The organism is Sphingosinicella xenopeptidilytica, from assembly GCF_042676985.1.
Classification (GTDB): domain Bacteria; phylum Pseudomonadota; class Alphaproteobacteria; order Sphingomonadales; family Sphingomonadaceae; genus Sphingosinicella; species Sphingosinicella xenopeptidilytica.
Genome location: NZ_JBHTIK010000015.1, coordinates 110,375 through 135,991 on the forward strand (window position 1 = coordinate 110,375; position 25,617 = coordinate 135,991).

Genomic DNA, 25,617 nt, shown 5'->3' on the forward strand with positions numbered 1-25,617 from the left:
GAATCAGCCCTCCAGCAGCCGCTTCGTCGCAGCGGTGACGTCATCCTGCGCCATCAGCGATTCCCCGACAAGGAAGCTGTTGATCCCGAAGCCCGCCAGCCGGTTGAGGTCCGCACGCGTCCGCAGCCCGCTTTCGCCGACAAGCGTATAGTCCGCCGGCACACCGCCTGCGAGCGCGGCCGATGTCTCAATATCGACATGCAATGTCTTGAGATTGCGATTGTTCACGCCCAGAAGCCGGGATTTCAGGTGCGCGAGCGCCGTGTTCTGCTCATCCGCATCATGCACCTCGACAAGAACATCCATCCCCCAGCCGAACGCCGTGGCCTCCAGTTCCTGCGCCAGCCCGATATCGATCGCCGCCACGATGATGAGGATCGCATCCGCCCCGATCGCCCGCGCTTCCACGACCTGATAGGGATCGACCATGAAGTCCTTGCGCAGCACCGGCAACGGCACGGCGCCGCGCGCCGCGATCAGCTTGTCATCACTGCCCTGGAACCAGTGCTCCTCGGTGAGCACCGAGAGGCACGAAGCCCCGCCCGCGCGGTAGGCGCGCGCCAGCGCCGGCGGGTCGAAGTCCGCGCGGATCAGGCCCTTGCTCGGCGATGCTTTCTTGATCTCGGCGATCAGGCCGAAGCGGCCCTCCTGTTTCGCCGTATCGAGCGCCGCCTTGAAGCCGCGCGGGGCATCCGCGATGCGCGCCGCCGCCTCGATCTCCCCGATCGGCCGCGCACTTTTCCGCGCCGCGATGACACCGCGCTTGTGGTCGCAGATTTCCGCCAGCACGTCGCTCATCGAAAGGCCTTCCAGCGTTCGAGCAGCGCCCGTGCGCGCCCGTCGTCGAGCGCCGCCGCCGCCATCGCCGCACCAGCGGCCCAATCCTCCGCCTTGCCCGCGACGATCAGAGCGCCCGCGGCGTTCAGGCAGACGATGTCGCGGTAGCCGCCACGTTCGCCTTCCAGAAGTCGCAGCATCGCCGACGCGTTCTCCTCGGGCGTACCGCCCCGGATCGCTTGCGGTTCGTGCCGCGCGAGTCCCGCTGTTTCGGGCGACACCTCTTCGGTTTCGAGGCGCCCCGCGATCAGGCGCGTGCAGGCCGTCGGGCCGGTGACGGTCAGTTCGTCGAGCCCGTCGCTGCCGTGCACCACCATGGCCGCGTCGGCGCCAAGCCTCTGCAGCGCCCCGGCGATGGAGAGGAGCCATTGCTCCCCCGGCACGCCGACGAGTTGCCGCTTCACCCCCGCAGGGTTCGCGAGCGGCCCGATCATGTTGAAGATCGTCCGCCGTCCGATTGCACGCCGCACGCCCGCGACGCGCGCCATCACCGGATGGTGTTTCGCGGCGAACAGAAAGCCGATGCCGATCTCGGCGAGCGATCGCTCCACCGTGTCGGAGGCAAGATCGAGGTCGAGCCCAAGCGCGGACAGCACGTCCGCAGCGCCGGATTTCGAAGACGCCGCGCGGTTGCCGTGCTTGGCGACCGGCACGCCGCACGACGCGACGACGATGGCGACCGCGGTCGAGATGTTGAGCGTATGCGCGCCGTCGCCGCCCGTGCCGCACACATCGATGGCGCCTTCGGGCGCCGCCACAGGGCGCATACGGCTTCGGAGGACGCTTGCCGCCGCGACGATCTCGTCGACGGTCTCGCCGCGCTCGGCAAGGCCGGTCAGGAAGCGGGCGATCTCCGCGTCCTCGACATCGGCATTCAGGATGGCATCGAATGCCGCGCGCGCCTCCGCCTCGCCAAGCGGCGTTCCGGTGGCGGGCAGGTGTCTCACTGGGCGATAACGCGCGGCCGCGGGGTCATCCCGGCGATCCGCAGGAAATTGGCGAGCATGTCGTGGCCATGTTCGGTCGCGATGCTCTCCGGGTGGAACTGCACGCTGTGGATCGGCAGGCTTGCATGGCGGAAGCCCATCACCGCCTCATCGTCCGACCACGCATTCACGATCAGGCTCTCGGGAATGTCCTCCACGATCAGCGAATGATAGCGCGTCGCGGTGAACGGCGAGGGGATGCCCGCGAAGAGCCCGGTGCCGTCGTGGCTGACGGGCGAGGTCTTGCCGTGCATCAGGTGCCCGCGCACCACCTTGCCGCCGAAATGCTGGCCGATCGCCTGATGGCCGAGGCAGACGCCGAGCAGCGGTTTTCCGGCATCGGCGCAGGCCGCGACCATGTCGAGGCTGATCCCGGCCTCGTTCGGTGTGCAGGGGCCGGGCGATATCAGGAACGCGCTCGCCCCGCTCGAAAGCGCCTGCCCGGCGGAGATCGCATCGTTGCGCACGACCTCCACTTCTGCGCCCAGCTCCATCAGGTAGTGGACGAGGTTCCAGGTGAAACTGTCGTAATTGTCGATGACGAGGATCATGGCGCGACCGCCCTAATCAAGGGAGCGGGGGAGGGCAAGTTATTGCCCGTATCCCGACTCTCCGGCGCGGGTGATGGCGTCGCGCGCGGCGGCGATCAGCGCGCCCGATTTGGCCTCGCACTCCCGCTGCTCGTAAGCGGGGGTTGAGTCCGCGACGATGCCCGCGCCCGCCTGGATGTGCATGGTGCCGTCCTTCACGACCGCCGTACGCAGCACGATGCAGCTATCCATCGATCCGTCGGGCGAGAAGTAACCGACGCCGCCCGCATAGGCGCCGCGCTTTTCGCCCTCCAGCTCAGCGATGATCTGCATGGCGCGAACCTTGGGCGCGCCCGAGACCGTACCCGCCGGGAAGCCCGCCATCAGCGCGTCGATGGCGTCCTTGTCCTTGGCGAGGTCGCCGCGCACGTTGGAAACGATGTGCATCACGTGGCTGTAGAACTCGACCGTGTTGCGCTCCGTCACCGAAACGCTGCCTTCCGACGCCACGCGGCCGACATCGTTGCGGCCGAGGTCGAGCAGCATCAGGTGCTCGGCGAGTTCCTTGGGGTCGGCGAGCAGGCTGTCGCGGTTCGCGGCGTCCTCCACAGCGTTCGCGCCGCGCGGGCGGGTGCCCGCGATCGGGCGCACCGTCACTTCACCTTCGCGCACGCGCACAAGGATTTCGGGGCTGGAGCCGATCAGCGCGAAACCCGGCAGGTCGAGCATGTAGAGGAACGGCGAGGGATTGATGCGCCGCAGCGAGCGGTAGAGGCTGAACGGCGGCAGCGCGAACGGGATCGAGAAGCGCTGCGCCAGCACCACCTGAAAGATGTCGCCCGCAACGATATAGTCCTGCGCGCGCTGCACCATTTCGGCATAGCGCGTCGGGTCAGTGTGGTGCGTCACATCGGCAGCGGCGGGCAGGGCGGTTTCGCGGGCAGTCTGCGGCAATGCGCCCGCAAGCCGTGCCTCTGCGGTCTCGATCCGTTCGATCGCCGCTGCAAGTGCCTCGCTTGCCGAAAGGGCGTTCGGGAACACCGGCGCGGCGATGAAAAGCTCGTCCTTCAGCCGGTCGAACGCCATCAGCAGCGATGGGCGCACGAACAGCATGTCGGGAAGTCCGAGCGGATCATTCTCCGGCGTCGGCACCGGTTCAACGAGCCCGATCGTCTCATAGCCCATGTAGCCGACAAGACAGGCGAAGGCCGGCGGCAAATCCGCCGGCAAGTCCATCCGGCACCCGGCGACGAGATCGCGCAGCGCATCGAGCGGCGCGGCGTCCACGGGCGTGAATGCATCGGGCGTGGAGGCGAAGCGGGCGTTGACCTCCGCCTGCCGACCGCGAACCCGGAACACAAGATCGGGCGCGAAGCCGAGCAGCGAATAGCGCCCGCGCACCGTTCCACCTTCCACGGATTCGAGCACGAACGCGCCCGATCCCGCCTTGCCGAGCTTGAGCATCGCGGAAACCGGGGTCTCCGTATCGGCGATGCGCCGCGTCCAGACGAGTTGCGGTCTTCCGGCCTCGTAAACCCGCGCGAAGTCCGCGGCTTCAGGATGGATCATCGGGCGCCGATCAATCGGGCTGGTCGGCGGTGCCCAGATAGCGCTGCTTCAGGCGTTCGAGGGCTTTGTCGTTCCGCTTGACGCCGACATTGGACATGATCGCAGCCACGAAATTCTGGGCATACTCGTTCGTCGCGGCGGTCTGCATCTGCGAACGCATCTGGTCGAGGAAGGCGGGCGCTTCTGCGAGGTTGCCCGGCTTCACATCGGCCACGTGCACGACGAACCAGGCGCCGTTGCGCGGCTGTGCGAGCGCCCGCGCATCGCCCTTGGCAAGCGCGAAGCCAAGGCTGATCGGCGGCGGCACAGGCTCGCGGCGTGCCGCGATCTCGATACGGCGTGCGGTGAAGCTCTGCGCGGGCGGCAGCTTGTTTTCCGCGAGCAGTGCGGCGAGCGGCTTCCCGGCCTTGAGGCCCGCGACGATCTTGTCGGCAACCGCCTTCGCGGCAGCCATCCGGCGCTCGAAGGTGAGCGCGGCGGTGATCTGCGGCTTGATCTCGGCGAGCGGCACCGGCGTCGGCGGCACGACCTCTTCCACGTCCATGAGCGCGTGCAGCGTCTCGGAAACGTCCTCGACCGTCGGCTCGTCGTTCTCTTCCGTGGCGAACGCGCGCTCGATGAGCGGGCGGATGCGCTGGTCGAGCTGCAGGCCGGATTCGCCGAGCGTCAGCCCCTCGCTCGTCACCGGCGGAATGCGGACCACGGTGAGGCCGAGATCTTTCGCCGCTTCCGCGACGCTGGCGCCTTCCGCAAGCGCGTCGTCAGCCTTCTCGACGATATCGGCGACAGCGTTCGCAGCGAGTTCGGTCTCCACCGCAGGGCGGATTTCGTCCTTCACTTCAGCGAGCGTGCGCGCGGGCTTCGTCACGACGGCATCGACATGCACGACATGCCAGCCGAATTCGCTTTGCACCGGTCCGGCGACCTTGCCGGATGCAGCCTTGAACGCAGCGTCCGCCACGGCGTCCGCGGTCTGGTCGGCAAGCGCACTCTTCGAAAGCGTGCCGAGTTCAATGTCGGTTTCGCCGTAGCCCGCCACATCCTTCGCGACAGCGGCGAAGTCTTCACCGGCATTCACGCGCTTTGCGATCGTGTCGGCCTGGGCCTTGTCCTGCACCACCACTTGACGCAGCGTCCGTGTCTCGCTCGCGGCGAATTCGCTGGCGTGGCGCTTGTAGTAGTCGGCGAGCGCGGCGTCGGTCACCTTCACCGTCTTCGCGATCTCGGCGCTGTCGATCAGCGCGTAGGTGATGCGGCGGCGTTCCGGCACCGTGTAGTTGGCGATGTTCTTTTTGTAGAAGGCTTCAAGATCCGCGTCGCTGAGCGTCGGGACGGGGAAGGACTGCGCCGGGATCGCGCCGAGTTCGAGCGTGCGCTGCTCGAGCTGGAGCGCCGTAAAGGGCTCGGCGAGCTTGCGCGGCGTCATCGGGATCGAATCGACGAGGCCAAGCAACTGGCGGCGCACGACGTCGCCGCCGATTTCGCGGCGCACCATGTCTTCGGTCAGCCCCTGAGTGCCGATCGCCTGACGGAACACATCCTCGGAGAAGCGCCCGTCGGGGCCGCGGAACGCGGCGATCGATGCGATTTCGGCATCCACCTGCCGCTTGCTCGGCCCAAGGCCCAGCTTTTCACCCATCGCGGTGAGTGCCTGCGAGCCGATCAGGCGTTCGAGCACGCCTTCCAACATGCCGCCGCGCACGGCCTGCGCCGCGGTGATGCCCGGCTGTTCCTGCCGGATCGTCGCAAGCTGCCGGTCGAACTGGCTGGAGAGCTGCGTGTCGGTGACATCCTCTCCCGCAACCTTGGCCACTGCGTTCGCCGCCGGGCCGCCGCCGAACGGATCACCGATACCGGTGACGATGAAGGCGACGAGCACCAGCCCGAGAAGGGCAAGGACGATCCAGGAAGAGAGGGCCTTGCGGAAGAAACTGATCATCGGGAGCCTTTGGTCTTTCGCGCGCGTTCAGCATTGAAAATAGCGCCCGGTTTATAGGTAGCTGCGGCAGGCGCGGCAAGCGCGCCCTTGGCTTGCCTGTGCGTGCGTTGCTAAGGCCTACCGCAAATGCACATGGAGAGTTTGATGGAAAAGCCGATGCTGGTTGCGGGCAACTGGAAAATGAACGGCCTGAAGGCTGCGCTTGTCGAGGTGGAAGCGATCGCGCGCGCGGCCGATTCCGCGCCTTCCCGCGTCGAAGTTGCCATTGCACCGCCGTTTACGCTCCTCGCCCTGGCAAGGGGCGCAGCGGCAGGCACGCGTTTACAGCTCGGCGGGCAGGATTGCCACGCGAACCCCTCGGGCGCGCACACCGGCTGCATCGCCGCGCCAATGCTTGCCGATCTCGGCTGCGACTTCGTGATCGTCGGTCACAGCGAGCGCCGCACCGACAACGGCGAGACCGACGCGGTCGTGAAGCTGAAAGCCACTGCCGCGATCGTCGCGGGCCTGCGCGCGATCATCTGCGTCGGCGAAACGGAAGCCGAGCGTGACGCCGCGCGCCACCTCGACGTCGTCGCGGCGCAAATCGACGGCTCGCTTCCGGATGCGGACCCGGCAAGCGTCGTCATCGCCTATGAGCCCGTTTGGGCGATCGGTACGGGCCGCACGCCGCTCGCGGGCGATGTCGACGAGATGCACAATGCCATCCGCGCGCGCCTCGTCGCCCGCTACGGCGAAGACGGCCGCCGCATCCTCATCCTCTACGGCGGCTCGGTGAAGCCCTCGAACGCCGCCGAGCTGTTCGCGGTGCCCGAGGTCGGCGGTGCGCTCGTCGGCGGCGCCAGCCTCAAGGCCGCGGACTTCCTGCCCATCATCGCTGCGGCCTGACGCGTGCGCGCCGCAGCTTTCGCCGCCGTGATGCTGGTCTCCCTGCCGGCAGCGGCGGAGGTGCGGCTCGTGGTGCCGGAGGCGAATGCACCGCGCACCGGCACGTTCGAGGTGATCTTCCTCAACGACGGCGCAGAGGCCGCGAAGCTCGACGCACCGAAGACGATCACCTTGGCGGAGGGCGAGGCTGCACTGGAAGGCCCGGCGCCTGCCGAGATTACCCCCGGCGGCTTCGCGCGCGTCACCTACCGTCTCGCTTCCGTGCCGGCAGCCCCCGCGCCGCAGGTTGCTGTCGCGGCCTCCACGGCCACGCCACAGGAGGCTGAATCGACCGGCCTCGGCCGTTTCGAAACCTACGAGCCGATGTACGCGCTCGTCGGCGCGAACCCGTCGGACGCAAAGCTCCAGCTCAGCTTCCGCTACCGCCTCTTCGGCCACCAGCCGCGTGAGTTCACAACGGGAGACGGCAGCCGCGAATGGCGCGCGGGCCTCTATTTCGGATACACGCAGCGCATGTTCTGGGATCTCTCCCAAGAGTCGATCCCGATGTACGACATCACGTTCAGTCCGGAACTGTTCCTGCGCGCCGTCTCACCGGGCTCGACCAGCATCGGCGCGCCGATGCTCGGCATCCAGGCGGGTCTCCGTCACCAGTCGAACGGCGAGGATGGCGCGGATTCGCGCAGCTACAACACGCTCTACGTGGAGCCCTCGGTCGGTTTCGGCCTCGGCAACGGCTGGACACTCACCGCCGCGCCGCGACTCTGGGCCTATGTCGGCAGCAAGGAAGGCAACGAGCGTATCGCCCGCTATCGCGGCTACACGGGCCTCACGATCGACCTGAAACAGCAGGACGGCTTCGGCCTGCGTACCTTTCTACAAGGCAACCTTTCAGGCGGGCGCGGCAGTGCCGAGGTGGACATGAGCTATTCGCTGCGCCGCTGGACCGGGCTCAACCTCTATCTCTACAGCCAGCTCTACACCGGCTACGGCGAAGCGCTGATCGACTACGACGAGCGCAACACCCGCCTGCGCTTCGGCATCGGGATCGTCCGCTAGGGCCTTTCACCCACGATCCACCACACCCGGTGCGGAACCGCGAGCGGGTCTTCCGGAAAACGTGCGCGGAGCGTGGAGGCCAGCATCTCGTCGAAACGGGCGGTTGCTTCGGCGTCGAGGCTGGCCTTGATCCCGGCGCTGGCGCGGATGCGGCCGCGCCACGCTTCGTGGCTGTAGGGCTGGGCGATATCGAACGACCGGGTTTCAAGGCCCGTAAAGCCGGCGTTCGCCATGTCGGCGGGCCAGTGCGGATAGACTCCTGTTCCGCCGGCGAGCGCCCATGCCGGATTCGCTTCCACGATCAGCTGCTCGGTTGCCTCGACAACGTTGCCCCGGAGCGGAAGCCAGTCGAAATGGCAAATGACCAGGTGTCCGCCGGGCTTCAGCACGCGGAAGGCTTCTGCGGCGGCACGCTCGCGTTCGAACCAGTGCCAGCACTGTCCGGCAGCGACGATGTCGAAGGTCTGGTCGGTAAACGCCAGCGTTTCGGCACGGCCTTCGCGGAAATCGACGGAAACGCCTTCGCGCCGTGCTATCTCCGCGCCTTCCTGCATCATTCGGGTGAGGGATCGACACCGATGACATCGAGCCCGCGCCGGGCAAGGCTGCGCGCGACTGTACCCGTGCCTGTACCGATATCGAGCGCTTTCAGTCCCGCCCGAAGCGCGATCTGTTCGGCGAGGCGGCTGAAGAACGCTTCCGGGAAACCGGCCCGGAACTTGCCGTAATCTGATGAAGCCTTGCCGAAATCGACACTTGGGCCGAGCCTTGCGGCGGCCTCGATCATATCCTTGGGGTCCATATGGCCGGTATCCTGCATGGCGACGCCGCCACCCATCGCGCCGCCGTATGCAAAGGTCAATCGCGGCGCGCGGAGCCCGGAGCGCTTGAACTCGCGTCTCCGCGTCGTTATGTGGCCAGCAGAAATTCGCCAGAAACGATCGGTTCCGCATGTCCACCGCGCTGATGCACTTCGTCCTTGTCATCCACTCGCTGATCGCGATCGCGCTTGTCGCGGTGATTCTGCTGCAGCGTAGCGAGGGTGGGGCGCTTGGTATCGGCGGCGGCCCGGGCGGGCTGCTGACGGCGCGCGGCGCGGGCAATCTGCTCACCAAGTCGACCGGCATCCTTGCGACGCTGTTCCTCGGTACCAGCATCCTGCTCGCCGTGATGGCCAGCCTCGCCAAGGCGCCGACCACGATCGACACCTCGCTCGTGCCGACGGCGGAAGCCCCTGCAGCGCCTGCCGACGGCCTGCCGACCGCGCTTCCCGGCAGCACGGCGCCTGCCAATGATGCGCTGCCGATGGCGCTTCCGGCTGCGCCCGCCAGCGACGACATTCCGACCGCGCAATAAAGTCATCCACAGAAAAAAGTCCCGCCGCTGCCCCGAATCGGGTGGCGGTCCATCCCTTTGCTCGCCTATAGGTTTTCTCCCATGGCGCGGTACATTTTCATCACCGGCGGCGTGGTTTCCTCGCTCGGAAAAGGTCTCATGGCGGCGAGCCTCGCCGCGCTCCTGCAGGCGCGCGGCTACACGGTGCGCATCCGCAAGTTCGACCCGTATCTGAACGTCGATCCGGGAACCATGTCGCCCTATCAGCACGGCGAGGTCTACGTCACCGACGACGGTGCGGAGACCGATCTCGATCTCGGCCACTACGAGCGGTTCACGGGCGTGCCCTCGCGCCAGTCCGACAACGTCACCTCGGGACGCATCTACCAGCAGATCATCGCCAAGGAGCGTCGCGGCGACTTCCTCGGCGCGACCGTGCAGGTGATCCCGCACGTGACGGATGCGATCAAGGCGTTCGCGCTCGCCGACACCGAAGACCTCGATTTCGTGCTGTGCGAGATCGGCGGCACGGTCGGCGACATCGAATCGCTGCCGTTCATCGAGGCGATCCGCCAGCTTCGGAACGACATCGGCGCCGAGAACGTCTGTTTCGTCCACGTCACGCTGATCCCGTTCATCGCGGCGGCGGGCGAGCTGAAGACGAAGCCGACGCAGCACAGCGTGCGCGAGCTCACCAGCCTCGGCATCCAGCCGCAGGTGCTCGTCTGCCGCTGCGAAAAGCCGGTGCCGGACAGCGACCGCGCGAAGATCGCGCTGTTCTGCAACGTCCGCAAGGAAGCCGTGATCCCGGCGCTCGACGCCAAGAGCATCTACGCCGTGCCGCTCCAGTACCATGCCGAGGGACTCGACCGCGAAGTGCTGCGCGCTTTCGGCATCGAGGCCGAGTCCTCGCCGAACCTGTCCCGCTGGGACGACATCATGGACCGGCTGAACAATCCGGAAGGCGAAGTCACCATCGGCGTCGTCGGCAAGTACGTCGGCCTCCAGGACGCGTACAAGTCGCTGCACGAGGCGCTCGTCCACGGCGGCATCGCGAACCGCGTCAAGGTCAACGTCAAGTGGCTGGACGCCGAGCTTTTCGAAGGGGAAGGGGCCGAGCCGCAGCTCCTCGAACCCATGCACGGCATCCTCGTCCCCGGCGGTTTCGGCGAGCGCGGCAGCGAGGGCAAGATCGCCAGCGTCGCCTTCGCGCGCGAGCGCGGCGTGCCGTTCTTCGGCATCTGCCTCGGGATGCAGATGGCGTGTATCGAAGGTGCGCGAAACCTTTCAGGCATCACGGGCGCGTCGACCACCGAGTTCGGCCCCACGGACGAGCCTGTCGTCGGTCTCATCACCGAGTGGATGTCCGAAGAAGGCCTCCAGAAGCGTGAGGTGGGCGGCGACCTCGGCGGCACGATGCGCCTCGGCGCGTTCCCGGCGAAGCTCGGTGCGAACAGCGTCGTCGGCAGCGTCTACGGCGCCACCGACATCTCCGAACGCCACCGTCACCGCTACGAGGTGAACATCCACTACAAGGATGCACTCGAAAAGGGCGGTCTCGTCTTCTCCGGCATGTCGCCGGACGGCGAGCTTCCCGAGATCGTCGAACGGCCCGAACACCCATGGTTCATCGGCGTGCAGTTCCATCCGGAACTGAAATCTAAGCCGTTCGACCCGCATCCGCTGTTCGCCAGCTTCATCGCGGCCGCGCTCAAGCAGAGCCGCCTCGTCTGACCCTGCACCCCCTCCCCGCCGAGGAGAGGGTGCAAACGGAAAACCTAAATCGCCTGACCGCCCGAGACCTCGATCCGCTGCGCGTTCACCCAGCGGTTGTCCTCGGAAAGCAGGTTCGCGATCATCGGCCCGATATCGTCCGGCACGCCGACACGGCCGAGCGCGGTGATATCGGCGAGGCCCTTGTTGATCTCGGCGTTGTCGCGCACCGCGCCGCCGCCAAAATCGGTCTCGATCGCGCCCGGCGCCACGGTGTTGACCGCGATCCCACGCGCACCGAATTCCTTCGCCATGTAGAGCGTCAACACCTCGACCGCGCCTTTCATTGCCGCATAGGCCGCGTAGCCGGGGTAGGCGAAGCGCGTGAGGCCGCTCGAGATGTTCACGATCCGGCCGCCGTCGGCGATCAGCGGCAGCAGCGCCTGTGTGAGGAAAAACACGCCCTTCAGGTGCACGTTGACGAGACCGTCGAACTGCGCCTCGGTGGTCTCGGCGATCGGCGCGTATTCGCCGTGCCCGGCGTTGTTCACCAGATGATCGAACGTCTCCCGCTGCCACGTGCCGCGCAGCGCCGTACGCAGCCGGTCCGCGAAGCCAGCGAAGGCCGCGACATCGCCGGTGTCGAGCTGCAGCGCCACAGCCTTGCGGCCCATTGCCTGAATCTCCGCAACGGCGCGGTCCGCTTCGTCGCTGCGGCTGTGATAGGTGAGCACGACATCGCCGCCGCGGCGCGCGATGCTGAGCGCCGTATTGCGACCAAGGCCGCGGCTGGAACCGGTTACGAGTGTGATCTTTGTCATGGCCATTCTCCTTGGGTTCGTGTTGCTTGATGTATAGGCGCCGCGGGCATCCCCGTGTTGCCGGAAGCTCGGAGTGTCTTGCCTGATCCTCCAAAGGAGATGCATTTCAGGTGGAAAGCGGCTATTGCGTCTCTCATGACCACGCTCCTCGAAGCTGTCCGGCGCCACGCGGACGCCCATGCCGACCCGCTCGGTTTCGCGCCGACTCCGATCCCCGGCCTGTTCGCCGTGCGCGCGACCACGCCGAGCGGACTCCTTCACGACGTCTACCGTCCGCTCGTCTGCCTTCTGGTGCAAGGCGGCAAGCAGGTCACGATGGGAACGCGGGCCTTCACTTTCTCCGCGGGGGATTCGCTGCTGGTGACGGCGGACGTGCCGACCGTCAGCCAGATCACGCGGGCGAGCCTTGCCGCGCCTTACTATTCGCTGGTGCTGGAGTTGGACCTCGCGCTGATTGCAGAGCTCGCGGCGGAAATGAAGCCTGCGCTTGTTTCCGATACCGCGCCCGTGCGCGTCGATACGACGGACGGGGAGGTCGCCGACGCCGCGCTTCGTTTGATGCGGCTGCTGGATCGCCCACAAGCGCTGCCGGTGCTCCAGGCGCAGCTGCGGCGGGAGATGCACTATTGGTTGCTCGCCGGGCGACATGGGCCCGCCATCCGGCAACTCGGCTGGCCCGATGGCCACGCAAGGCGGATCGCACGCGCCGTTGCCGTGCTGCGCGAGGCGTACGCCGAGACCGTTCCCGTAGAGCGTCTGGCCGCTGCCGCCGGCATGAGCCCGTCGTCGTTCCATCATCATTTCAAGGCGATCACCTCACTCTCGCCGCTGCAATTCCAGAAGCAGCTGCGCCTCATCGAAGCGAAGCGGCTGATGCTTTCGGAAGGGCTGAACGCCGTGCACGTGGCATTCTCCGTCGGCTACGAGAGCGTGCCGCAGTTCACGCGCGAATATGCCCGCCTGTTCGGTCTGCCCCCGGTGCGAGACACGCGGGTTGCGCGTGAGAGCGCCCGCGCTGCCTGAAGCGCGCGAATACCTGCGCCTGCATTCGTGGTAACATTCGCGCGGACAGGGTGGGAGGATCGCGGCCATGGGGCGGTGGATCAAGCGGTTGGCGGCCGCGCTGGCGGTGCTTGTCGTGCTTGTTTTCGCGGCGGCGTGGCTCAGTCCATGGCCGGGCGTGCTCGTCATCCGGCAAATCTTCGATGCCGGCGCGCGCGCGGCATCGGCAAAGCTTGAAAAGCACTTGCCCGCGAACGTCCGCTCGCTGAACGACATCGCCTACGCACCGGGCGATCCCGATGCGAGGCTCGACATTCACCTACCTTCAAGCGGCAAGGGGCCGTTTCCCGTGATTCTCTGGATTCACGGCGGGGCATGGGTTTCGGGCGATAAGTCGGACCTCACCAACTACCTGAAAATCCTCGCCGCCAGAGGCTACAGCGTCGTCAACATCGGCTATTCGATCGCGCCCGGCGCGACCTATCCAACCCCGGTGCGGCAAGCGAATGCAGCGCTCGGCTTCGTGGTGCGGGAAGGGGCGCGGTATGGCCTCGATCCCACACGCATCGTACTGGCCGGCGATTCGGCGGGCGCGCAGCTTGCGGTGCAGCTCGCGGGTATCGTGACCTCAGCCGATTATGCGGATGCCGTCGGCATCACGCCTTCGCCGCTTCCCGCGCCGCTGCGCGGTGTGTTGCTCTATTGCGGGCCTTATGACGTCGGCAAGGTGAACTTCGACGGTCCCTTCGGCACTTTCCTGCATACGGTGGTGTGGGCGTACAGCGGCTCGCGGGATTTCCGCAGCGACCCGGCTTTTGCGCTGATGTCGGTTGCGCAGCACGTCACGCCCGCGTTCCCGCCCGCGTTCATCTCGGTCGGCAACGCCGATCCGCTGCGTCCCCAGTCCGTACAACTGGCGGAGGCGCTCCGTGCAAAAGGCGGCAAGGTGGAAACGCTGTTCTTTCCCGATGCCTACACGCCGCCGCTCGCGCACGAGTACCAATTCGATCTGGATACGGCGGCGGGACAGCTGGCTCTGCGGCGTTCGGCCGCGTGGCTCGGCGGCGTCATGCGCGATGCGCCGCCGCAACAGCCTGCCGAACAGGCGGATTCGCCGCGGGCGGCTGAAAGTGGCCACAAATGAAAAGCGCCCGGGTCGTTTCCGGCCCGGGCGCTCTCGTGACGAGTCATTTAACTCCCGCGAAGATTTGGGTCCTCTGTTCCCCCATCGGAGCCCAATCTTGCTAGCGCGCCGTCATTCGCTGCGTCGCGCGTCCTCCCCCAACCCTGGTGCCCTCCCACAGGCGATACCGGATCAGATGGCGAGAGTGTTACGGTGCGGGTGGGCATCCCGACAAGAGAGTGTCACGCCCCACGCACATTAATTTCCAGGGGTGTGGATATGATGCAACAATGCGGCTCGGTGCGGCTGCGTAACGGGCCACGGCAGGGGATCGCGGATTGGGCAGTTGCTTGCGCGCCCGCCCATGCTAGACAGCGCGCACTATGCGCCTTTCCCGTTATTTTCTTCCGCTCCTCAAGGAAACCCCCACCGACGCGCAGATCGTCAGCCATCAGCTGATGCTGCGGGCCGGTCTCGTGCGCCAGACCTCGGCCGGCATCTACGCCTGGCTGCCGGTCGGCCTCCGCGTGCTCGACAAGATCGCCGACGTCGTCCGCCGCGAGCAGGACCGCGCGGGCGCCATCGAGCTGCTGATGCCGACCATCCAGTCGGCGGACCTCTGGCGCCAGTCCGGGCGCTATGATGCCTATGGGCCGGAGATGCTCCGCTTCAAGGACCGGCACGAGCGCGAAATGCTCTACGGGCCGACCAACGAGGAGATGATCACGGCGCTGTTCCGCGATTCCGTGCGCAGCTACCGCGATCTGCCGCGCACGCTTTATCACATCCAGTGGAAGTTCCGCGACGAGGTGCGCCCCCGCTTCGGCGTGATGCGTGGCCGCGAGTTCCTGATGAAGGATGCCTACAGCTTCGATCTCGACGAGGCGGGCGGCAAGGTTTCGTACAACGCCATGTTCGAGGCGTATCTGCGCACGTTCGCGGCAATGGGGCTCAAGGCTGTGCCGGTGCGCGCGCCCACGGGGCCGATCGGTGGCGACATGAGCCACGAGTTCCACATCCTCGCCGAGACGGGCGAGAGTGAGATTTTCTACGATTCGGCGATCGAGGACGTTGACGTCACCGATCCCGAGGCCGTCTCCAAGCTCTCCTCGATCTACGCGATGGAAGCCGAAGAGCACGAGAAGGTGACGAACTGCCCGGTTCCGGCGGAGCGTCTGCTCAGCCGCCGCGGCATCGAGGTCGGACACATCTTCTTCTTCGGCACCAAATATTCGGCCGCGATGGGCCTCAGTGTGCAGGGGCAGGACGGCAAGCCGGTCACCCCGCAGATGGGCAGCTACGGCGTCGGCGTGTCGCGCCTCGTCGGTGCGGTGATCGAGGCGTGCCACGACGAGGACGGCATCATCTGGCCGGAGGCGATCGCGCCGTTCAAGGTCGGCCTCATCAACCTGCGGAGCGGCGATGCCGCCTGCGATGTGGCGGCAGACGATCTCTACGCAAAGCTCCAGCGCGCGGGCATCGAGACGCTTTACGACGACCGCGACGAGCGCGGTGGCGCCAAGTTCGCGGGCATGGACCTTATCGGTATCCCGTGGCAGCTCGTCGTCGGGCCGAAGGGCGTTAGCGCCGGTGTCGTCGAGCTCAAGCACCGCAAGACTGGCGAGCGCCACGAGCTCTCCGTCGAGGCCGCGCTGGAGAAGCTCGCGGGATGATCTCCCGCTACGAGCGCATGATCGCCCGGCGCTATCTGCTGCCGGGGCGGGGTGAGGGCTTCATCTTCCTCGTCGCATCGATCAGCCTCGTTGCCGTCGCGCTTGGTGTCGCCGCGCTGATCGCGGTGATGTCGGTGATGAACGGTTTCCGCGCCGAACTTTTCGACCGCATCCTCGGGCTGAACGGCCACGCGGTGGTGCAGGGCTACGGCGGCCGCCTGCCGGACTGGCAACCGCTGCTTGCGCAGGCGCGCGCAACGCCGGGCGTCGTCCAGGCCGAGCCGATCATCGAACAGCCGCTCATCGGCTCCTACAAGAGCCGCGCCGAGGGCGTCCTCCTGCGCGGCATGCAGATGGACGACATTCGGAACCTCAAGCTCGTTGCCGACAATGTGAAGACCGGACGCCTCGAAGACCTCGCGCTCGAAGGCAATTTCGTCGCGATCGGCGCGCGCCTCTCCGAATCGCTCGGTGCCGGGGTGGGGGACACGATCAGCCTGATCTCGCCCGACGGGCAGGTGACGCCCTTCGGCACGACCCCGCGCATCGTCCCCTATCAGATCGCCGCCGTGTTCGAGGTCGGCATCTTCGATTACGACAAGGCCTTCGTGCTGATGCCGCTGGACCGTGCGCAGACGTTCCTGCGCATGGGCGACGACATCGGCATGATCACGCTGACGACGACCGATGCCGACCGCGCCGACCGCATCCTCCAGCCGCTCGTCCCAGCGCTTACCGGGCGCGGCATCATCATCGACTGGCGGCAGATGAACGGCGTGCTGTTCGAGGCGCTTTCGGTGGAGCGCACGGTGATGTTCGTCGTCGTCGGCTTCATCATCCTCGTCGCGGTGTTCAACATCCTCACCAGCCTCATCATGCTCGTGCGCGCCAAGACGCGCGACATCGCGATCCTGCGCACGATGGGTGCGAGCCGCGCGGCGATGATGCGCATCTTCGTCACCGTCGGCACGCTGATAGGGTCTGCGGGCATCCTGCTCGGCATGGCGCTCGGCTTCCTGTTCCTGCACTACAGGCAGAACATCGTGCTCGGCGTTTCCAAGATCACCGGCGTCGACCTCTGGGATCCACGCATCCGCTACCTCACCGAACTCCCCGCGAAGACCGACATGGTCGAGGTCACCGCCATCGTCACGCTGGCGCTGGTGCTGAGCTTCCTCGCGACGATCTATCCGGCGTGGAAGGCCGCGAGCACTGATCCCGTGCAGGTGCTGCGCTATGAGTGACGTGCTTGCCGTCAAAGGCCTCGCGCGCAGCTTCAGCCAGGGCGGCGCGGTGATCGAGGTCTTGCGCGGCGTCGATCTCAGCGTCGGACCCGGCGAGATCGTCGCGCTGCTCGGCCCGTCCGGCTCCGGCAAATCGACGATGCTGCAGGCGATCGGCCTCCTTGAAGGCGGTTTCGACGGTTCGATCGTCATCGACGGCCGCCCCGCCGAAAAGCTCTCCGCGCACGAACGCACCGAGGTGCGCCGCGACAAGCTCGGCTTCGTCTACCAGTTCCACCACCTGCTGCCGGACTTCAACGCGCTCGAAAACGTCGTGCTGCCGCAGCTCATCGCGGGCCGCGATCCGCGCGCGGCGGCGGACAAGGCGAAGTCGCTGCTCACCGATCTCGGCCTCGGCCAGCGCCTCGATCACCGACCTTCGCAGCTTTCGGGCGGCGAGCAGCAGCGCGTCGCGGTGGCCCGCGCGCTCGCGAACGAGCCCGTGCTGGTGCTCGCCGACGAGCCCACCGGCAATCTCGACGAGGCGACCGCGCAGCGCGTGCTCGCCGAGTTCCTGCGTGTCGTGCGCAGCCACAATTCCGCGGCGCTCATTGCCACGCACAACACGCAGCTCGCAAAGCAGATGGACCGGACGGTCGAGCTGCACGAGGGGCAACTGGTGGAAACGCGATGAACGCGTGGCAGGATCAGCCCCGCCTCGAAGGACAGCACGCCCGGCTTCTGCCGCTCGAACCGGCACATGCGGACAGCATCGCCGAGGTGTCGCGCGATGGCCGGCTCTGGGAATTGTTCTTCACGCGCGTGCCTTCGCCCGATGACGTGAAGGGCTGGCTCGATACGGCCCTCGCTGAAAAGGCGGCGGGGCGATCGATGCCGTTCGTGGTCGAGGCGGATGGGCGCATCGTCGGCGCCACGCGCTACCTGCGCATGAACGAAGCGCATCGCCGGCTCGAAATCGGCGCGACCTTCTATGCAGCGTCGGTGCAGCGTTCCCCGGTGAACACGGAATGCAAGCTGCTGCTGCTCGGCCACGCGTTCGAGGTGATGGGCTGCAACGTCGTCCAGATCCGCACGGACTGGCTGAACCGCGCCTCGCAGCGCGCGATCGAACGGCTCGGCGCCAAGCGGGACGGGGTATTGCGCAATCACCAGATCGCGGTGGACGGCCGCATCCGCGACATCGTCTGCTACAGCATCATCGCCACCGAATGGGCGGGCGTGAAGCAGAATCTCGAATTCCTGCTTTCCCGGCATCGGGAGCCTGCGCCACAATAGGCCATGCCCGAATCGCGTTTTGTCCATCTCCGCATCCAGTCGCCCTATTCGATGCTGGAGGGCGCGGTTCATGCGAAGGACATCGCCAAGGCCTGCATCAAATACGGTATGCCCGCCGCCGCCGTTACGGACAGGAACAACCTGTTCGCGGCGATGGAGTTTTCGGAAAAACTTTCAGACGCAGGTGTGCAGCCAATCATCGGCGCGCTGCTCTCGGTCGCGCGGCCCGGCGCGCCGCAGGCGGGCAGCAAGCCCGCGCAGGACTGGCTGGCGCTGCTCGCGCAGGATGAGGCGGGCTACAAGAACCTCATCCGCATCGTTTCCCGCGCGCACCTCGAATCCGATCCCGTGGATGGCCCGAACGTGCCGCTGGCCGAGCTCGAAGGGCTGACCGACGGTCTGATCGCGCTCACCGCCGGGCCGGACGGCGCGCTCGCACGGATGCTGGCCGAAGGACAGGCGGATGCCGCGGGCATCTATGCGGATACGCTCCAGACCCTGTTTCCCGACCGGCTCTATGTAGAGCTTTCGCGCACGCACAACCCGATCGAGGACAGCGCCGAGCAGGCGCTGATCGCGCTCGCCCACGCCCGGAACCTGCCGCTCGTCGCGACCAACCCGGTGGCTTTCCCGGACAAGAGCTTCGCGGCGGCACACGACGTGCTGCTCTGCATCGCCGACAGCGCCTACGTGGAGACCGAAGGCCGCCGCCGCGTTTCCGAGGAATGCTGGCTGAAATCGCCCGACGAGATGATCCGGCTATTCGAGGACGTGCCGGAGGCAATCGACAATACGCTCGTCATTGCGCGCCGCTGCGCGGTGATGGCGCCGTCGCGAAAGCCCATCCTGCCGAGCCTTGCCGGCGACCGCGAGGGTGAGGCGGCGATGCTCGTCGAGCAGGCCCGCGCCGGTCTCGTGCAGCGGCTTGAAGGCCGCACCGACACCGAACCCTATTTCGAGCGGCTCGATTACGAACTCGGCGTCATCAACAAGATGGGCTTTGCCGGCTACTTTCTGATCGTCGCCGATTTCATCCAGTGGGCAAAATCGCACGGCATTCCCGTGGGACCGGGACGCGGCTCGGGTGCGGGCTCCGTCGTCGCGTGGGCGCTCACCATCACCGATCTCGATCCGATGCGCCTCGGCCTCCTCTTCGAGCGCTTCCTGAACCCTGAACGCGTCTCGATGCCGGACTTCGACATCGACTTCTGCGAAACCCGGCGCGGCGAGGTGATCCGCTACGTGCAGGAACGCTACGGCCGCGATCAGGTCGCGCAGATCATCACGTTCGGAACGCTGAAGGCGCGCGCCGTGCTGAAGGACGTCGGCCGCGTGCTGCAAATGCCTTACGGGCAGGTGGACCGGCTCGCGAAGCTGGTGCCGAACCACCCCACCGATCCGTGGACGCTCGACCGCACGATGAACGGCGTCGCCGAGTTCGAAAACGAGGCGAAACGCGATCCGGCGGTCGCAAACCTCGTCAACCTCGCCATGAAGCTTGAAGGCCTGCCGCGCCACGCCTCCACGCACGCGGCGGGCGTCGTGATCGGCGATCGCCCGCTTGATGAGCTGGTGCCGCTCTATCGCGATCCGCGCTCGGACATGCCCGTCACCCAGTTCGACATGAAATGGGTGGAAAAGGCCGGCCTCGTGAAGTTCGACTTCCTGGGCCTCAAGACGCTCTCGGTCCTCCAGCGCGCGCTCGATCTTCTCGAAAAGCGGGGCATCACCGTCGACCTGTCGACGATCCCGTGGGACGACCCAGATGTTTTCGCGCTGCTGGCGAAGGGCGACACGGTCGGCGTGTTCCAGCTCGAATCCGAAGGGATGCGCCGCACGCTCGCGCAGGTGAAGCCGGACTGCTTCGAGGACATTATCGCGCTCGTCTCGCTCTACCGTCCGGGCCCGATGGACAACATCCCGAGCTTCGCGAACCGCAAGCACGGCACCGAGGCGGTCGACTGCCTGCATCCGAAGCTGGAGCCGATCCTCAAGGAAACCTACGGCGTCATCATCTATCAGGAACAGGTGATGCAGATCGCGCAGGTGCTCGCGGGCTATTCGCTCGGCGAAGCCGATCTTCTGCGCCGCGCGATGGGCAAGAAGAAGAAAGAGGAGATGGACGCCCAGAAGGCGCGTTTCCTCGAAGGCGCGACCGCACAGGGCGTCGATCAGGCCCAGGCCGACTACATCTTCGAGCTCGTGGCGAAGTTCGCGGGCTACGGCTTCAACAAGAGCCACGCCGCCGCCTATGCGCTCGTCGCTTATCAAACCGGCTGGATGAAGGCGAAATACCCGGTCGAGTTCTACGCTGCCTCGATGGCCTATGATATCGCGCTCACGGACAAGCTCAGCGTGTTCATAGACGATATGAAGCGTATGGGCGTGGAGTGCCTGCCGCCCTGTATCAACAACAGCGAGGCCGACTTCTCGGTGGAGGACGGCAAGGTGCGCTATGCGCTCGCCGGTCTCAAAGGGGTTGGCGAGCGGGCGATGGAAGGCATCGTCGAGGTCCGCGAGGCGGGCGGTCCGTTCAAGTCGCTCACCGATTTTGCCGAACGCATCGATCCGACGCTGCTCAACAAGCGTCAGATCGAAAGCCTGGTCTCGGGCGGCGCCTTCGATTGCGTCGAATCCAATCGCGCCAGGGCCTATGCGATGGCCGAGGCGGTGCTCGCGGCGGCGAACGCTGCGGCCGATGCGCGCGAAACGCACCAGGGCGCGCTGTTCGGCGGGGCAGGGGGCGGCGCCTCGATCACGCTGATGGCGCCCGGCAGCGTATCGGCATGGTCGCTCGGCGAGACAATGGCGAAGGAGCGTGACGCCTTCGGCTTCTATTTCGCCGCGCACCCGCTTTCGGCCTGGCAGCACGTGCTCGATACGCACGGCGCGCGTTCCTACGCGCGCGTTTGTGAGGACGGGCCGCCTTGGGACGGCGGGCGCGGTAGCGCGACGATGGCGGGACTCGTCGAATCCGTGCGCTGGCGCACGCCGCAGAACGGCCGCAGCACGCGCTATCTGCTCGCCAGCCTGTCGGATTCGGGCGGTCAGTATGTGGCGAGCTGTTTCGACGAGGAGGTGATGCCCGCGCTCGAGGCCGCTGCCGCAGGTCAGGAGATCGTGCTGATCAACGCCGAGCTGCTGTGGCGCGAAGGAGAGGACGCGCCGCGCGTCACCATTCGCGGGCTGACCGACGTTGCCGAACTCTCGAAGCACAGCCGCGGCCGGCTGAACCTCAAGGTCTCGGGAGACTTCGATGCAGCGGCGCTGCGCCGCCTTGCCGATATCCAGCCCACCGGACGCGGCGACATCTATGCGGAAATCACGGTTCCGGGCGGGTTCGCCTCGATCCGTCTCGCGCGCGGCTTGCTGCTCGATTCGGAAATGCGGCACAGCGCCGAGCGTATTTCCGGCGTCACCGCCGCTGAACTCGTCGCCGTAAACTAGGCTCTTTTCGCGCCGCGGCGCATGGTCGCAGCGGTTTTTCCAGCATTCTTTGCTGTTGCCATGCTGCGCTGCGGGATGCAATTTGCGTGGCACTCAAAAAATCGTTTGACATAGAACTGAGTGACACTTAAACAGGCTTCAGTGGTTTTAAGTAAGACTCAGTAATCGCCCTCCCACGGCAAATCAGGAGCAAGATCATGAACCGCGTTCTCGTCACTCTCCCCCTCGCTTTCGTCGCGTCCGCGTTCTTCGTCACCGCCTCGATCACGCCTGCTCACGCATCTGAAGGCGCCTGCGCCGCGATGCCCGCCAACATCCGTTCGGTCGCCGAAAAGGGCGATGCGGATACGGCCAAGAAGGCGCTGAAGCTGGTTCGCACGGGCGAGCTGCTTTGCGATGCGGGCAACGAGCGCGCGGCGAAGAAGAAGTTCGAAGGCGCGTACAAGACCCTCGGCGTTGCCGAAGAGGAATACGCGCAGCTCGCGAAGTAAGTCCCCCCAAGGCCCATTGCGGCCTTCAAGGGCTGCGGCAGCTTTGCCGCAGCCCTTTTCTTTGCGCTGAGGGCAGGGCATTTGCGGTTGCGAGGCCGCGAGGCGCGTGACATTGGAGCCCCGGTTCGACACCGGATAGGACAGGGTGAAATGACCGACGCGCTGCAACTCGAAATCGACGGGCCGGTCGCGCGCATCGCCTTCAACCGTGCGGACAAGCGCAATGCCATTTCGCAGGCGATGTGGGAAGCGTTTCCCCGTCTGGTCGATGCTGCGGTTGCCGAGCGTACTGTCCGTATCCTCGTCATCCAGTCCGCGACGCCCGCCATGTTCTCGGCCGGCGCCGATATCGGCGAGTTTACCGAGAAAGCTCGCGATCCCGTGTGGCAGGCCGGAAACCGCCGGGCGCTGCGCGGCGCACAGCTCGCCATATCGCGCGCGCCGATCCCGACGCTTGCCGTCGTTGATGGCGACTGCGTGGGGGCAGGGTGCGGCGTTGCACTCGCCTGCGACATGCGGATCGCCTCGTCACGCGCGCGGTTCGGCATCACCCCGGCGAAGCTGGGGCTCGTCTATCCGCTGCACGACATCAAGCTGCTCGTCGATCTCGTCGGACCGGGGCAGGCGCGACGCATCCTCTATACGGGCGAGCTTCTGTCGGCTGACGAAGCGCTCGTCATCGGCCTCATCGAGGTCGGCACGACCGTGGAGGCGTTGAGCCGTGAGGCGGAGTTGCTGATCGCACGGATCGTCGAGAACGCGCCGTCGAGCACCACCGGGCTCAAGGGCCTCGTCCGCCGCGTGCTTGATGGCGACCGCGACGACGATGCGGACAGCGCTGCGATTTTCGACGGGGCCTTCGCGGGCGCCGATTTCGCCGAAGGGCTGGCGGCATTCGCCGCGCGCCGCAAGCCGGTCTTCGCCGATCGATGAAGGCTGCCGAATATCTGCCCGGCACGCCGGGCCGTCTGCTCATCATCGCCGACCACGCCTCGAACGCTGTTCCTGCCGAACTCGCGCTCGGTGTCAGCGCGGCGGACCTCCAGAAGCACATCGCATGGGATATCGGCACTGCGGCGCTGGCGCGCGGGCTGTCGGCCGCACTCGATGCCCCTACGATCCTCGCAACCGCATCGCGTCTCGTGGCGGACTGCAACCGCTCCCCGGAAGACGATGGTGCGATCCCGCCCGCAAGCGACGGTATTCCAGTGCCTGGAAACGCGCTCAGCACGAACGCTCGGCAAGCGCGGCTCGCAGCATGGCACGAACCGTATCACGCAGCGATCGCTGAGGCGCTCGATCGGTTGAAACCGCAGCTTCTCGTCTCGATCCACAGCTTCACGCCAAGCCTTGCCTCGCGCCCCGAGGAAACGCGCCCGTGGCAGGTCGCGCTGCTCTACAACCGAGACGACCGCGCCGCACGCATCGCCATGCGCGTCCTCGCCGAAGACGGTTTCACGGTAGGCGACAACGAACCCTATTCAGGCGCCGTCTACGGCTACACGACAGACCGTCATGCGGAGGCGAGGGGGTTTTCCTATCTAACCTTCGAGATCCGCCAGGATCTGCTTGCGGACGAAGGCGCGATTGCCGCATGGACGCAGCGTCTCGGTCGTGTCATTGGCATCGTCGAATCTGAGCTTCTGGAGGTAATCGCATGACGACGTTCGACAAATCGAAATTGCCGAGCCGTTATGTCTCCGTAGGTCCGGAGCGCGCGCCGCAGCGGTCGTACTATTACGCGATGGGCCTGACGGAAGAGGAGATCGCACGGCCCTTCGTCGGCGTCGTCTCCGCAGGCAACGACAGCGCGCCTTGTAACACGATGCTCGACCATCAGGCGAACATCGCACGCAAGGGCGTGCACGCGGCAGGCGGTCTGCCGCGGCGGTTCAACACGATCACCGTCACCGACGGTATCGCGATGGGCCACCAGGGCATGAAGTCCTCGCTCGTCAGCCGCGAGGTGATCGCGGATTCGGTAGAGCTTTCGGTGCGCGGCCACTGCTACGACGCCATCGTCGGCTTCGCAGGCTGCGACAAGTCGCTGCCGGGCATGATGATGGCGATGCTGCGTCTGAACGTGCCGTCGATCTTCGTCTACGGCGGCTCGATCCTGCCGGGCCGCTACGAGGGGCGCGATCTCACGGTGCAGGACGTCTTCGAAGTCGTCGGTCAGTACGCGTCGGGCAAATGCCCGCTTTCGCACCTCACTGCGATCGAGAAGGCGGCGTGCCCCGGCCACGGCGCCTGCGGCGGCCAGTACACGGCAAACACGATGGCGTGCGTGGCGGAAGCCATTGGCCTCAGCCTGCCGAACAGCAACATGGCGCCCGCGCCCTACGAGACACGCGACGACATCGCCGAGGCCGCCGGGCGCCAGATCATGAAGCTGCTTGAGCTCAACCTGCGCCCGCGCGACATCTGCACCCGCGAGGCGTTCGAGAATGCGGCGCGCGTCGTCGCGGCGACGGGCGGTTCCACGAACGGCGGCCTGCACCTTCCGGCGATGGCTTCCGAAGCCGGTATCGAATTCGACCTGTTCGATGTCGCCGAGATATTCAAATCAACGCCTTACATCGCGGACCTGAAACCAGGCGGAAACTACGTCGCCAAGGATATGTACGAAGCTGGCGGCGTTTACATGGTGATGAAGGCTCTGCTTGCGGGCGGTTTCCTGCACGGCAACTGCATGACCGTAACGGGCAAGACGCTGGGCGAGAATATCGAGGAAATCACCTGGAAACCCGATCAGAAGGTCATCCGCGAAATTTCAAACCCGATCACGCCCACGGGCGGTGTTGTCGGCCTCAAGGGTTCGCTCGCCCCGGACGGTGCGATCGTGAAGGTCGCTGGCCTCGCCAAGCTCACCTTCGAAGGTCCGGCCCGCGTCTTTGATTGCGAAGAGGACGCGTTCGCTGCCGTCGAGAACCGCCAATTTGAGGAGGGCGAGGTTCTCGTCATCCGCTACGAGGGCCCCAAGGGTGGCCCCGGTATGCGCGAAATGCTCGCCACCACTGCCGCGCTCTATGGGCAAGGTATGGGCGACAAGGTGGCGCTGATCACCGACGGCCGCTTCTCCGGCGCGACGCGCGGCTTCTGCATTGGCCATGTCGGCCCCGAGGCTTCGGACTGCGGCCCCATCGCGCTCATCGAGAACGGCGACATGATCCACATCGACGCTGTCGAGGGCACCATAGACCTCCTCGTCGGTGACGATGTTCTCGCCGAGCGCCGCGCGCACTGGCAGCCTCGTGTCAACGCCTACCAGTCCGGCGCGCTCTGGCGCTACGCCCAGAACGTCGGCCCGGCCAGCAAGGGTGCTTGCACGCACCCCGGCGCCCGCGCCGAGCGCCACGTCTACGCCGACATCTGAGCGCGAAGACAGAGGCGCGGGCGATGTCGGCAGCGGCAGCACGGGGATCGACTTCGGCTGTGGCGGCATCGCCCCTTCGCTTCGACTCTGCGACGGCTGGGGAATTGCGGACCACACAGGCTCCCCGCGCGAATCGCGGGGAATCTCGCCCGGCGTTGTCTTGACACCGCCCGCATAGAAAGGGGACGGCGCACAGGCGCCGACGATGAGCGTGACGGCAAGGACGACGAGGACGGGAAGGCGCATGACGTCATATGCTGTCGCAAGAACCGTGCGCGTTGACAAGCCTGCCATGATCGGTGTCGGGTC

The 25,617-nt window shown here is 66.3% G+C and carries 21 protein-coding genes and 1 pseudogene; 15 read left to right on the plus strand and 7 right to left on the minus strand.

What is annotated here, in order from left to right; translation table 11 throughout:
• Window positions 1–3: 3 nt before the first annotated feature.
• From trpC to ACFQ00_RS17320, 5 genes are read right to left on the minus strand one after another with little or no spacing between them, the layout of a single operon-like run.
• Window positions 4–798, minus strand: a complete 795-nt coding sequence (gene trpC, locus ACFQ00_RS17300; protein WP_381493770.1) for an indole-3-glycerol phosphate synthase TrpC — start codon at window positions 796–798, stop codon at window positions 4–6.
• Window positions 795–1,784 carry an anthranilate phosphoribosyltransferase gene (trpD, locus tag ACFQ00_RS17305; protein WP_381493773.1) on the minus strand — a complete coding sequence of 330 codons (990 nt, stop codon included), beginning with the start codon at window positions 1,782–1,784 and terminating at the stop codon, window positions 795–797. Before trpD ends, trpC begins: the two co-directional genes overlap by 4 nt.
• A complete protein-coding gene (locus ACFQ00_RS17310) occupies window positions 1,781–2,374 on the minus strand; it encodes an anthranilate synthase component II (RefSeq protein ID WP_381493776.1) in 594 nt (197 codons plus the stop codon). Before ACFQ00_RS17310 ends, trpD begins: the two co-directional genes overlap by 4 nt.
• Before the next feature lie 39 nt (window positions 2,375–2,413).
• The gene (trpE, locus tag ACFQ00_RS17315) at window positions 2,414–3,922 is read right to left on the minus strand and encodes an anthranilate synthase component I (protein ID WP_381493779.1); all 1,509 of its coding nucleotides are present in this window, start codon (window positions 3,920–3,922) and stop codon (window positions 2,414–2,416) included.
• 10 nt (window positions 3,923–3,932) lie between these two features.
• Complete coding sequence (locus ACFQ00_RS17320) at window positions 3,933–5,861, minus strand: SurA N-terminal domain-containing protein (protein ID WP_381493782.1); 1,929 nt, start codon at window positions 5,859–5,861, stop codon at window positions 3,933–3,935.
• A 144-nt stretch (window positions 5,862–6,005) separates the two neighbouring features.
• Between ACFQ00_RS17320 and tpiA the strand changes: the two genes are divergently transcribed.
• Window positions 6,006–6,749 (plus strand): triose-phosphate isomerase, encoded by a 744-nt coding sequence (tpiA, locus tag ACFQ00_RS17325; protein WP_381493785.1) that lies wholly within the window; start codon window positions 6,006–6,008, stop codon window positions 6,747–6,749.
• Between the two features lie 3 nt (window positions 6,750–6,752).
• Entirely contained in the window at window positions 6,753–7,808 is a 1,056-nt protein-coding gene (locus tag ACFQ00_RS17330; protein ID WP_381493790.1) for a phospholipase A, read from the plus strand.
• Here ACFQ00_RS17330 and ACFQ00_RS17335 read toward each other — a convergent pair.
• A pseudogene (locus tag ACFQ00_RS17335) lies at window positions 7,805–8,646 on the minus strand (methyltransferase domain-containing protein). The gene ACFQ00_RS17330 and the pseudogene ACFQ00_RS17335 sit on opposite strands and share 4 nt — an antisense overlap.
• A gap of 113 nt (window positions 8,647–8,759) precedes the next feature.
• Between ACFQ00_RS17335 and secG the strand changes: the two are divergent.
• Both secG and ACFQ00_RS17345 read left to right on the plus strand, forming a co-directional pair.
• Window positions 8,760–9,164 (plus strand): preprotein translocase subunit SecG, encoded by a 405-nt coding sequence (secG, locus tag ACFQ00_RS17340; RefSeq protein WP_381493793.1) that lies wholly within the window; start codon window positions 8,760–8,762, stop codon window positions 9,162–9,164.
• Between the two features lie 81 nt (window positions 9,165–9,245).
• On the plus strand, window positions 9,246–10,877 hold the full coding sequence (locus tag ACFQ00_RS17345; protein ID WP_381493796.1) for a CTP synthase: 1,632 nt from the start codon (window positions 9,246–9,248) through the stop codon (window positions 10,875–10,877).
• 44 nt (window positions 10,878–10,921) lie between these two features.
• On the opposite strand, the gene ACFQ00_RS17350 is transcribed toward ACFQ00_RS17345, so the two are convergent.
• Complete coding sequence (locus ACFQ00_RS17350) at window positions 10,922–11,677, minus strand: SDR family oxidoreductase (protein WP_381493799.1); 756 nt, start codon at window positions 11,675–11,677, stop codon at window positions 10,922–10,924.
• A gap of 135 nt (window positions 11,678–11,812) precedes the next feature.
• Here ACFQ00_RS17350 and ACFQ00_RS17355 point away from each other — a divergent pair, with 135 nt between their 5' ends.
• From ACFQ00_RS17355 to ilvD, 11 genes are all read left to right on the plus strand, one after another.
• Window positions 11,813–12,700, plus strand: a complete 888-nt coding sequence (locus tag ACFQ00_RS17355) for an AraC family transcriptional regulator (RefSeq protein WP_381493802.1) — start codon at window positions 11,813–11,815, stop codon at window positions 12,698–12,700.
• A gap of 67 nt (window positions 12,701–12,767) precedes the next feature.
• The gene (locus ACFQ00_RS17360) at window positions 12,768–13,823 is read left to right on the plus strand and encodes an alpha/beta hydrolase (RefSeq protein WP_381493805.1); all 1,056 of its coding nucleotides are present in this window, start codon (window positions 12,768–12,770) and stop codon (window positions 13,821–13,823) included.
• A gap of 362 nt (window positions 13,824–14,185) precedes the next feature.
• Window positions 14,186–15,475 (plus strand): proline--tRNA ligase, encoded by a 1,290-nt coding sequence (proS, locus tag ACFQ00_RS17365; protein WP_381493808.1) that lies wholly within the window; start codon window positions 14,186–14,188, stop codon window positions 15,473–15,475.
• On the plus strand, window positions 15,472–16,719 hold the full coding sequence (locus ACFQ00_RS17370; RefSeq protein WP_381493810.1) for a lipoprotein-releasing ABC transporter permease subunit: 1,248 nt from the start codon (window positions 15,472–15,474) through the stop codon (window positions 16,717–16,719). The genes proS and ACFQ00_RS17370 overlap by 4 nt, the downstream gene beginning before the upstream one ends.
• Window positions 16,712–17,392: an ABC transporter ATP-binding protein gene (locus ACFQ00_RS17375; RefSeq protein ID WP_381493813.1), complete on the plus strand. Its 681-nt coding sequence runs from the start codon at window positions 16,712–16,714 to the stop codon at window positions 17,390–17,392. The genes ACFQ00_RS17370 and ACFQ00_RS17375 overlap by 8 nt, the downstream gene beginning before the upstream one ends.
• On the plus strand, window positions 17,389–17,994 hold the full coding sequence (locus tag ACFQ00_RS17380; protein ID WP_381493816.1) for a GNAT family N-acetyltransferase: 606 nt from the start codon (window positions 17,389–17,391) through the stop codon (window positions 17,992–17,994). The genes ACFQ00_RS17375 and ACFQ00_RS17380 overlap by 4 nt, the downstream gene beginning before the upstream one ends.
• A gap of 3 nt (window positions 17,995–17,997) precedes the next feature.
• The gene (gene dnaE, locus ACFQ00_RS17385) at window positions 17,998–21,441 is read left to right on the plus strand and encodes a DNA polymerase III subunit alpha (protein WP_381493819.1); all 3,444 of its coding nucleotides are present in this window, start codon (window positions 17,998–18,000) and stop codon (window positions 21,439–21,441) included.
• 197 nt (window positions 21,442–21,638) lie between these two features.
• Window positions 21,639–21,932, plus strand: a complete 294-nt coding sequence (locus tag ACFQ00_RS17390) for a hypothetical protein (protein WP_381493821.1) — start codon at window positions 21,639–21,641, stop codon at window positions 21,930–21,932.
• A 150-nt stretch (window positions 21,933–22,082) separates the two neighbouring features.
• Window positions 22,083–22,865 (plus strand): enoyl-CoA hydratase-related protein, encoded by a 783-nt coding sequence (locus ACFQ00_RS17395; protein WP_381493824.1) that lies wholly within the window; start codon window positions 22,083–22,085, stop codon window positions 22,863–22,865.
• Entirely contained in the window at window positions 22,862–23,593 is a 732-nt protein-coding gene (locus ACFQ00_RS17400) for an N-formylglutamate amidohydrolase (RefSeq protein WP_381493828.1), read from the plus strand. The genes ACFQ00_RS17395 and ACFQ00_RS17400 overlap by 4 nt, the downstream gene beginning before the upstream one ends.
• On the plus strand, window positions 23,590–25,308 hold the full coding sequence (gene ilvD / locus ACFQ00_RS17405) for a dihydroxy-acid dehydratase (protein WP_381493832.1): 1,719 nt from the start codon (window positions 23,590–23,592) through the stop codon (window positions 25,306–25,308). The genes ACFQ00_RS17400 and ilvD overlap by 4 nt, the downstream gene beginning before the upstream one ends.
• Window positions 25,309–25,617: the final 309 nt, after the last annotated feature.

What these genes read in the sequence shown, in the direction of transcription:
- ACFQ00_RS17355 (WP_381493802.1), top strand. Translation starts at nt 11,813, where the DNA reads ATGACCACGCTCCTCGAAGCTGTCCGGCGCCACGCGGACGCCCATGCC.
- trpE (WP_381493779.1), bottom strand. Translation starts at nt 3,922, where the DNA reads ATGATCCATCCTGAAGCCGCGGACTTCGCGCGGGTTTACGAGGCCGGA.
- trpC (WP_381493770.1), bottom strand. Translation starts at nt 798, where the DNA reads ATGAGCGACGTGCTGGCGGAAATCTGCGACCACAAGCGCGGTGTCATC.
- ACFQ00_RS17395 (WP_381493824.1), top strand. Translation starts at nt 22,083, where the DNA reads ATGACCGACGCGCTGCAACTCGAAATCGACGGGCCGGTCGCGCGCATC.
- ACFQ00_RS17375 (WP_381493813.1), top strand. Translation starts at nt 16,712, where the DNA reads ATGAGTGACGTGCTTGCCGTCAAAGGCCTCGCGCGCAGCTTCAGCCAG.
- ACFQ00_RS17320 (WP_381493782.1), bottom strand. Translation starts at nt 5,861, where the DNA reads ATGATCAGTTTCTTCCGCAAGGCCCTCTCTTCCTGGATCGTCCTTGCC.
- ACFQ00_RS17370 (WP_381493810.1), top strand. Translation starts at nt 15,472, where the DNA reads ATGATCTCCCGCTACGAGCGCATGATCGCCCGGCGCTATCTGCTGCCG.
- ACFQ00_RS17310 (WP_381493776.1), bottom strand. Translation starts at nt 2,374, where the DNA reads ATGATCCTCGTCATCGACAATTACGACAGTTTCACCTGGAACCTCGTC.
- ilvD (WP_381493832.1), top strand. Translation starts at nt 23,590, where the DNA reads ATGACGACGTTCGACAAATCGAAATTGCCGAGCCGTTATGTCTCCGTA.
- secG (WP_381493793.1), top strand. Translation starts at nt 8,760, where the DNA reads ATGTCCACCGCGCTGATGCACTTCGTCCTTGTCATCCACTCGCTGATC.
- ACFQ00_RS17345 (WP_381493796.1), top strand. Translation starts at nt 9,246, where the DNA reads ATGGCGCGGTACATTTTCATCACCGGCGGCGTGGTTTCCTCGCTCGGA.
- ACFQ00_RS17380 (WP_381493816.1), top strand. Translation starts at nt 17,389, where the DNA reads ATGAACGCGTGGCAGGATCAGCCCCGCCTCGAAGGACAGCACGCCCGG.
- tpiA (WP_381493785.1), top strand. Translation starts at nt 6,006, where the DNA reads ATGGAAAAGCCGATGCTGGTTGCGGGCAACTGGAAAATGAACGGCCTG.
- ACFQ00_RS17350 (WP_381493799.1), bottom strand. Translation starts at nt 11,677, where the DNA reads ATGACAAAGATCACACTCGTAACCGGTTCCAGCCGCGGCCTTGGTCGC.
- ACFQ00_RS17390 (WP_381493821.1), top strand. Translation starts at nt 21,639, where the DNA reads ATGAACCGCGTTCTCGTCACTCTCCCCCTCGCTTTCGTCGCGTCCGCG.
- proS (WP_381493808.1), top strand. Translation starts at nt 14,186, where the DNA reads ATGCGCCTTTCCCGTTATTTTCTTCCGCTCCTCAAGGAAACCCCCACC.
- dnaE (WP_381493819.1), top strand. Translation starts at nt 17,998, where the DNA reads ATGCCCGAATCGCGTTTTGTCCATCTCCGCATCCAGTCGCCCTATTCG.
- ACFQ00_RS17360 (WP_381493805.1), top strand. Translation starts at nt 12,768, where the DNA reads ATGGGGCGGTGGATCAAGCGGTTGGCGGCCGCGCTGGCGGTGCTTGTC.
- ACFQ00_RS17400 (WP_381493828.1), top strand. Translation starts at nt 22,862, where the DNA reads ATGAAGGCTGCCGAATATCTGCCCGGCACGCCGGGCCGTCTGCTCATC.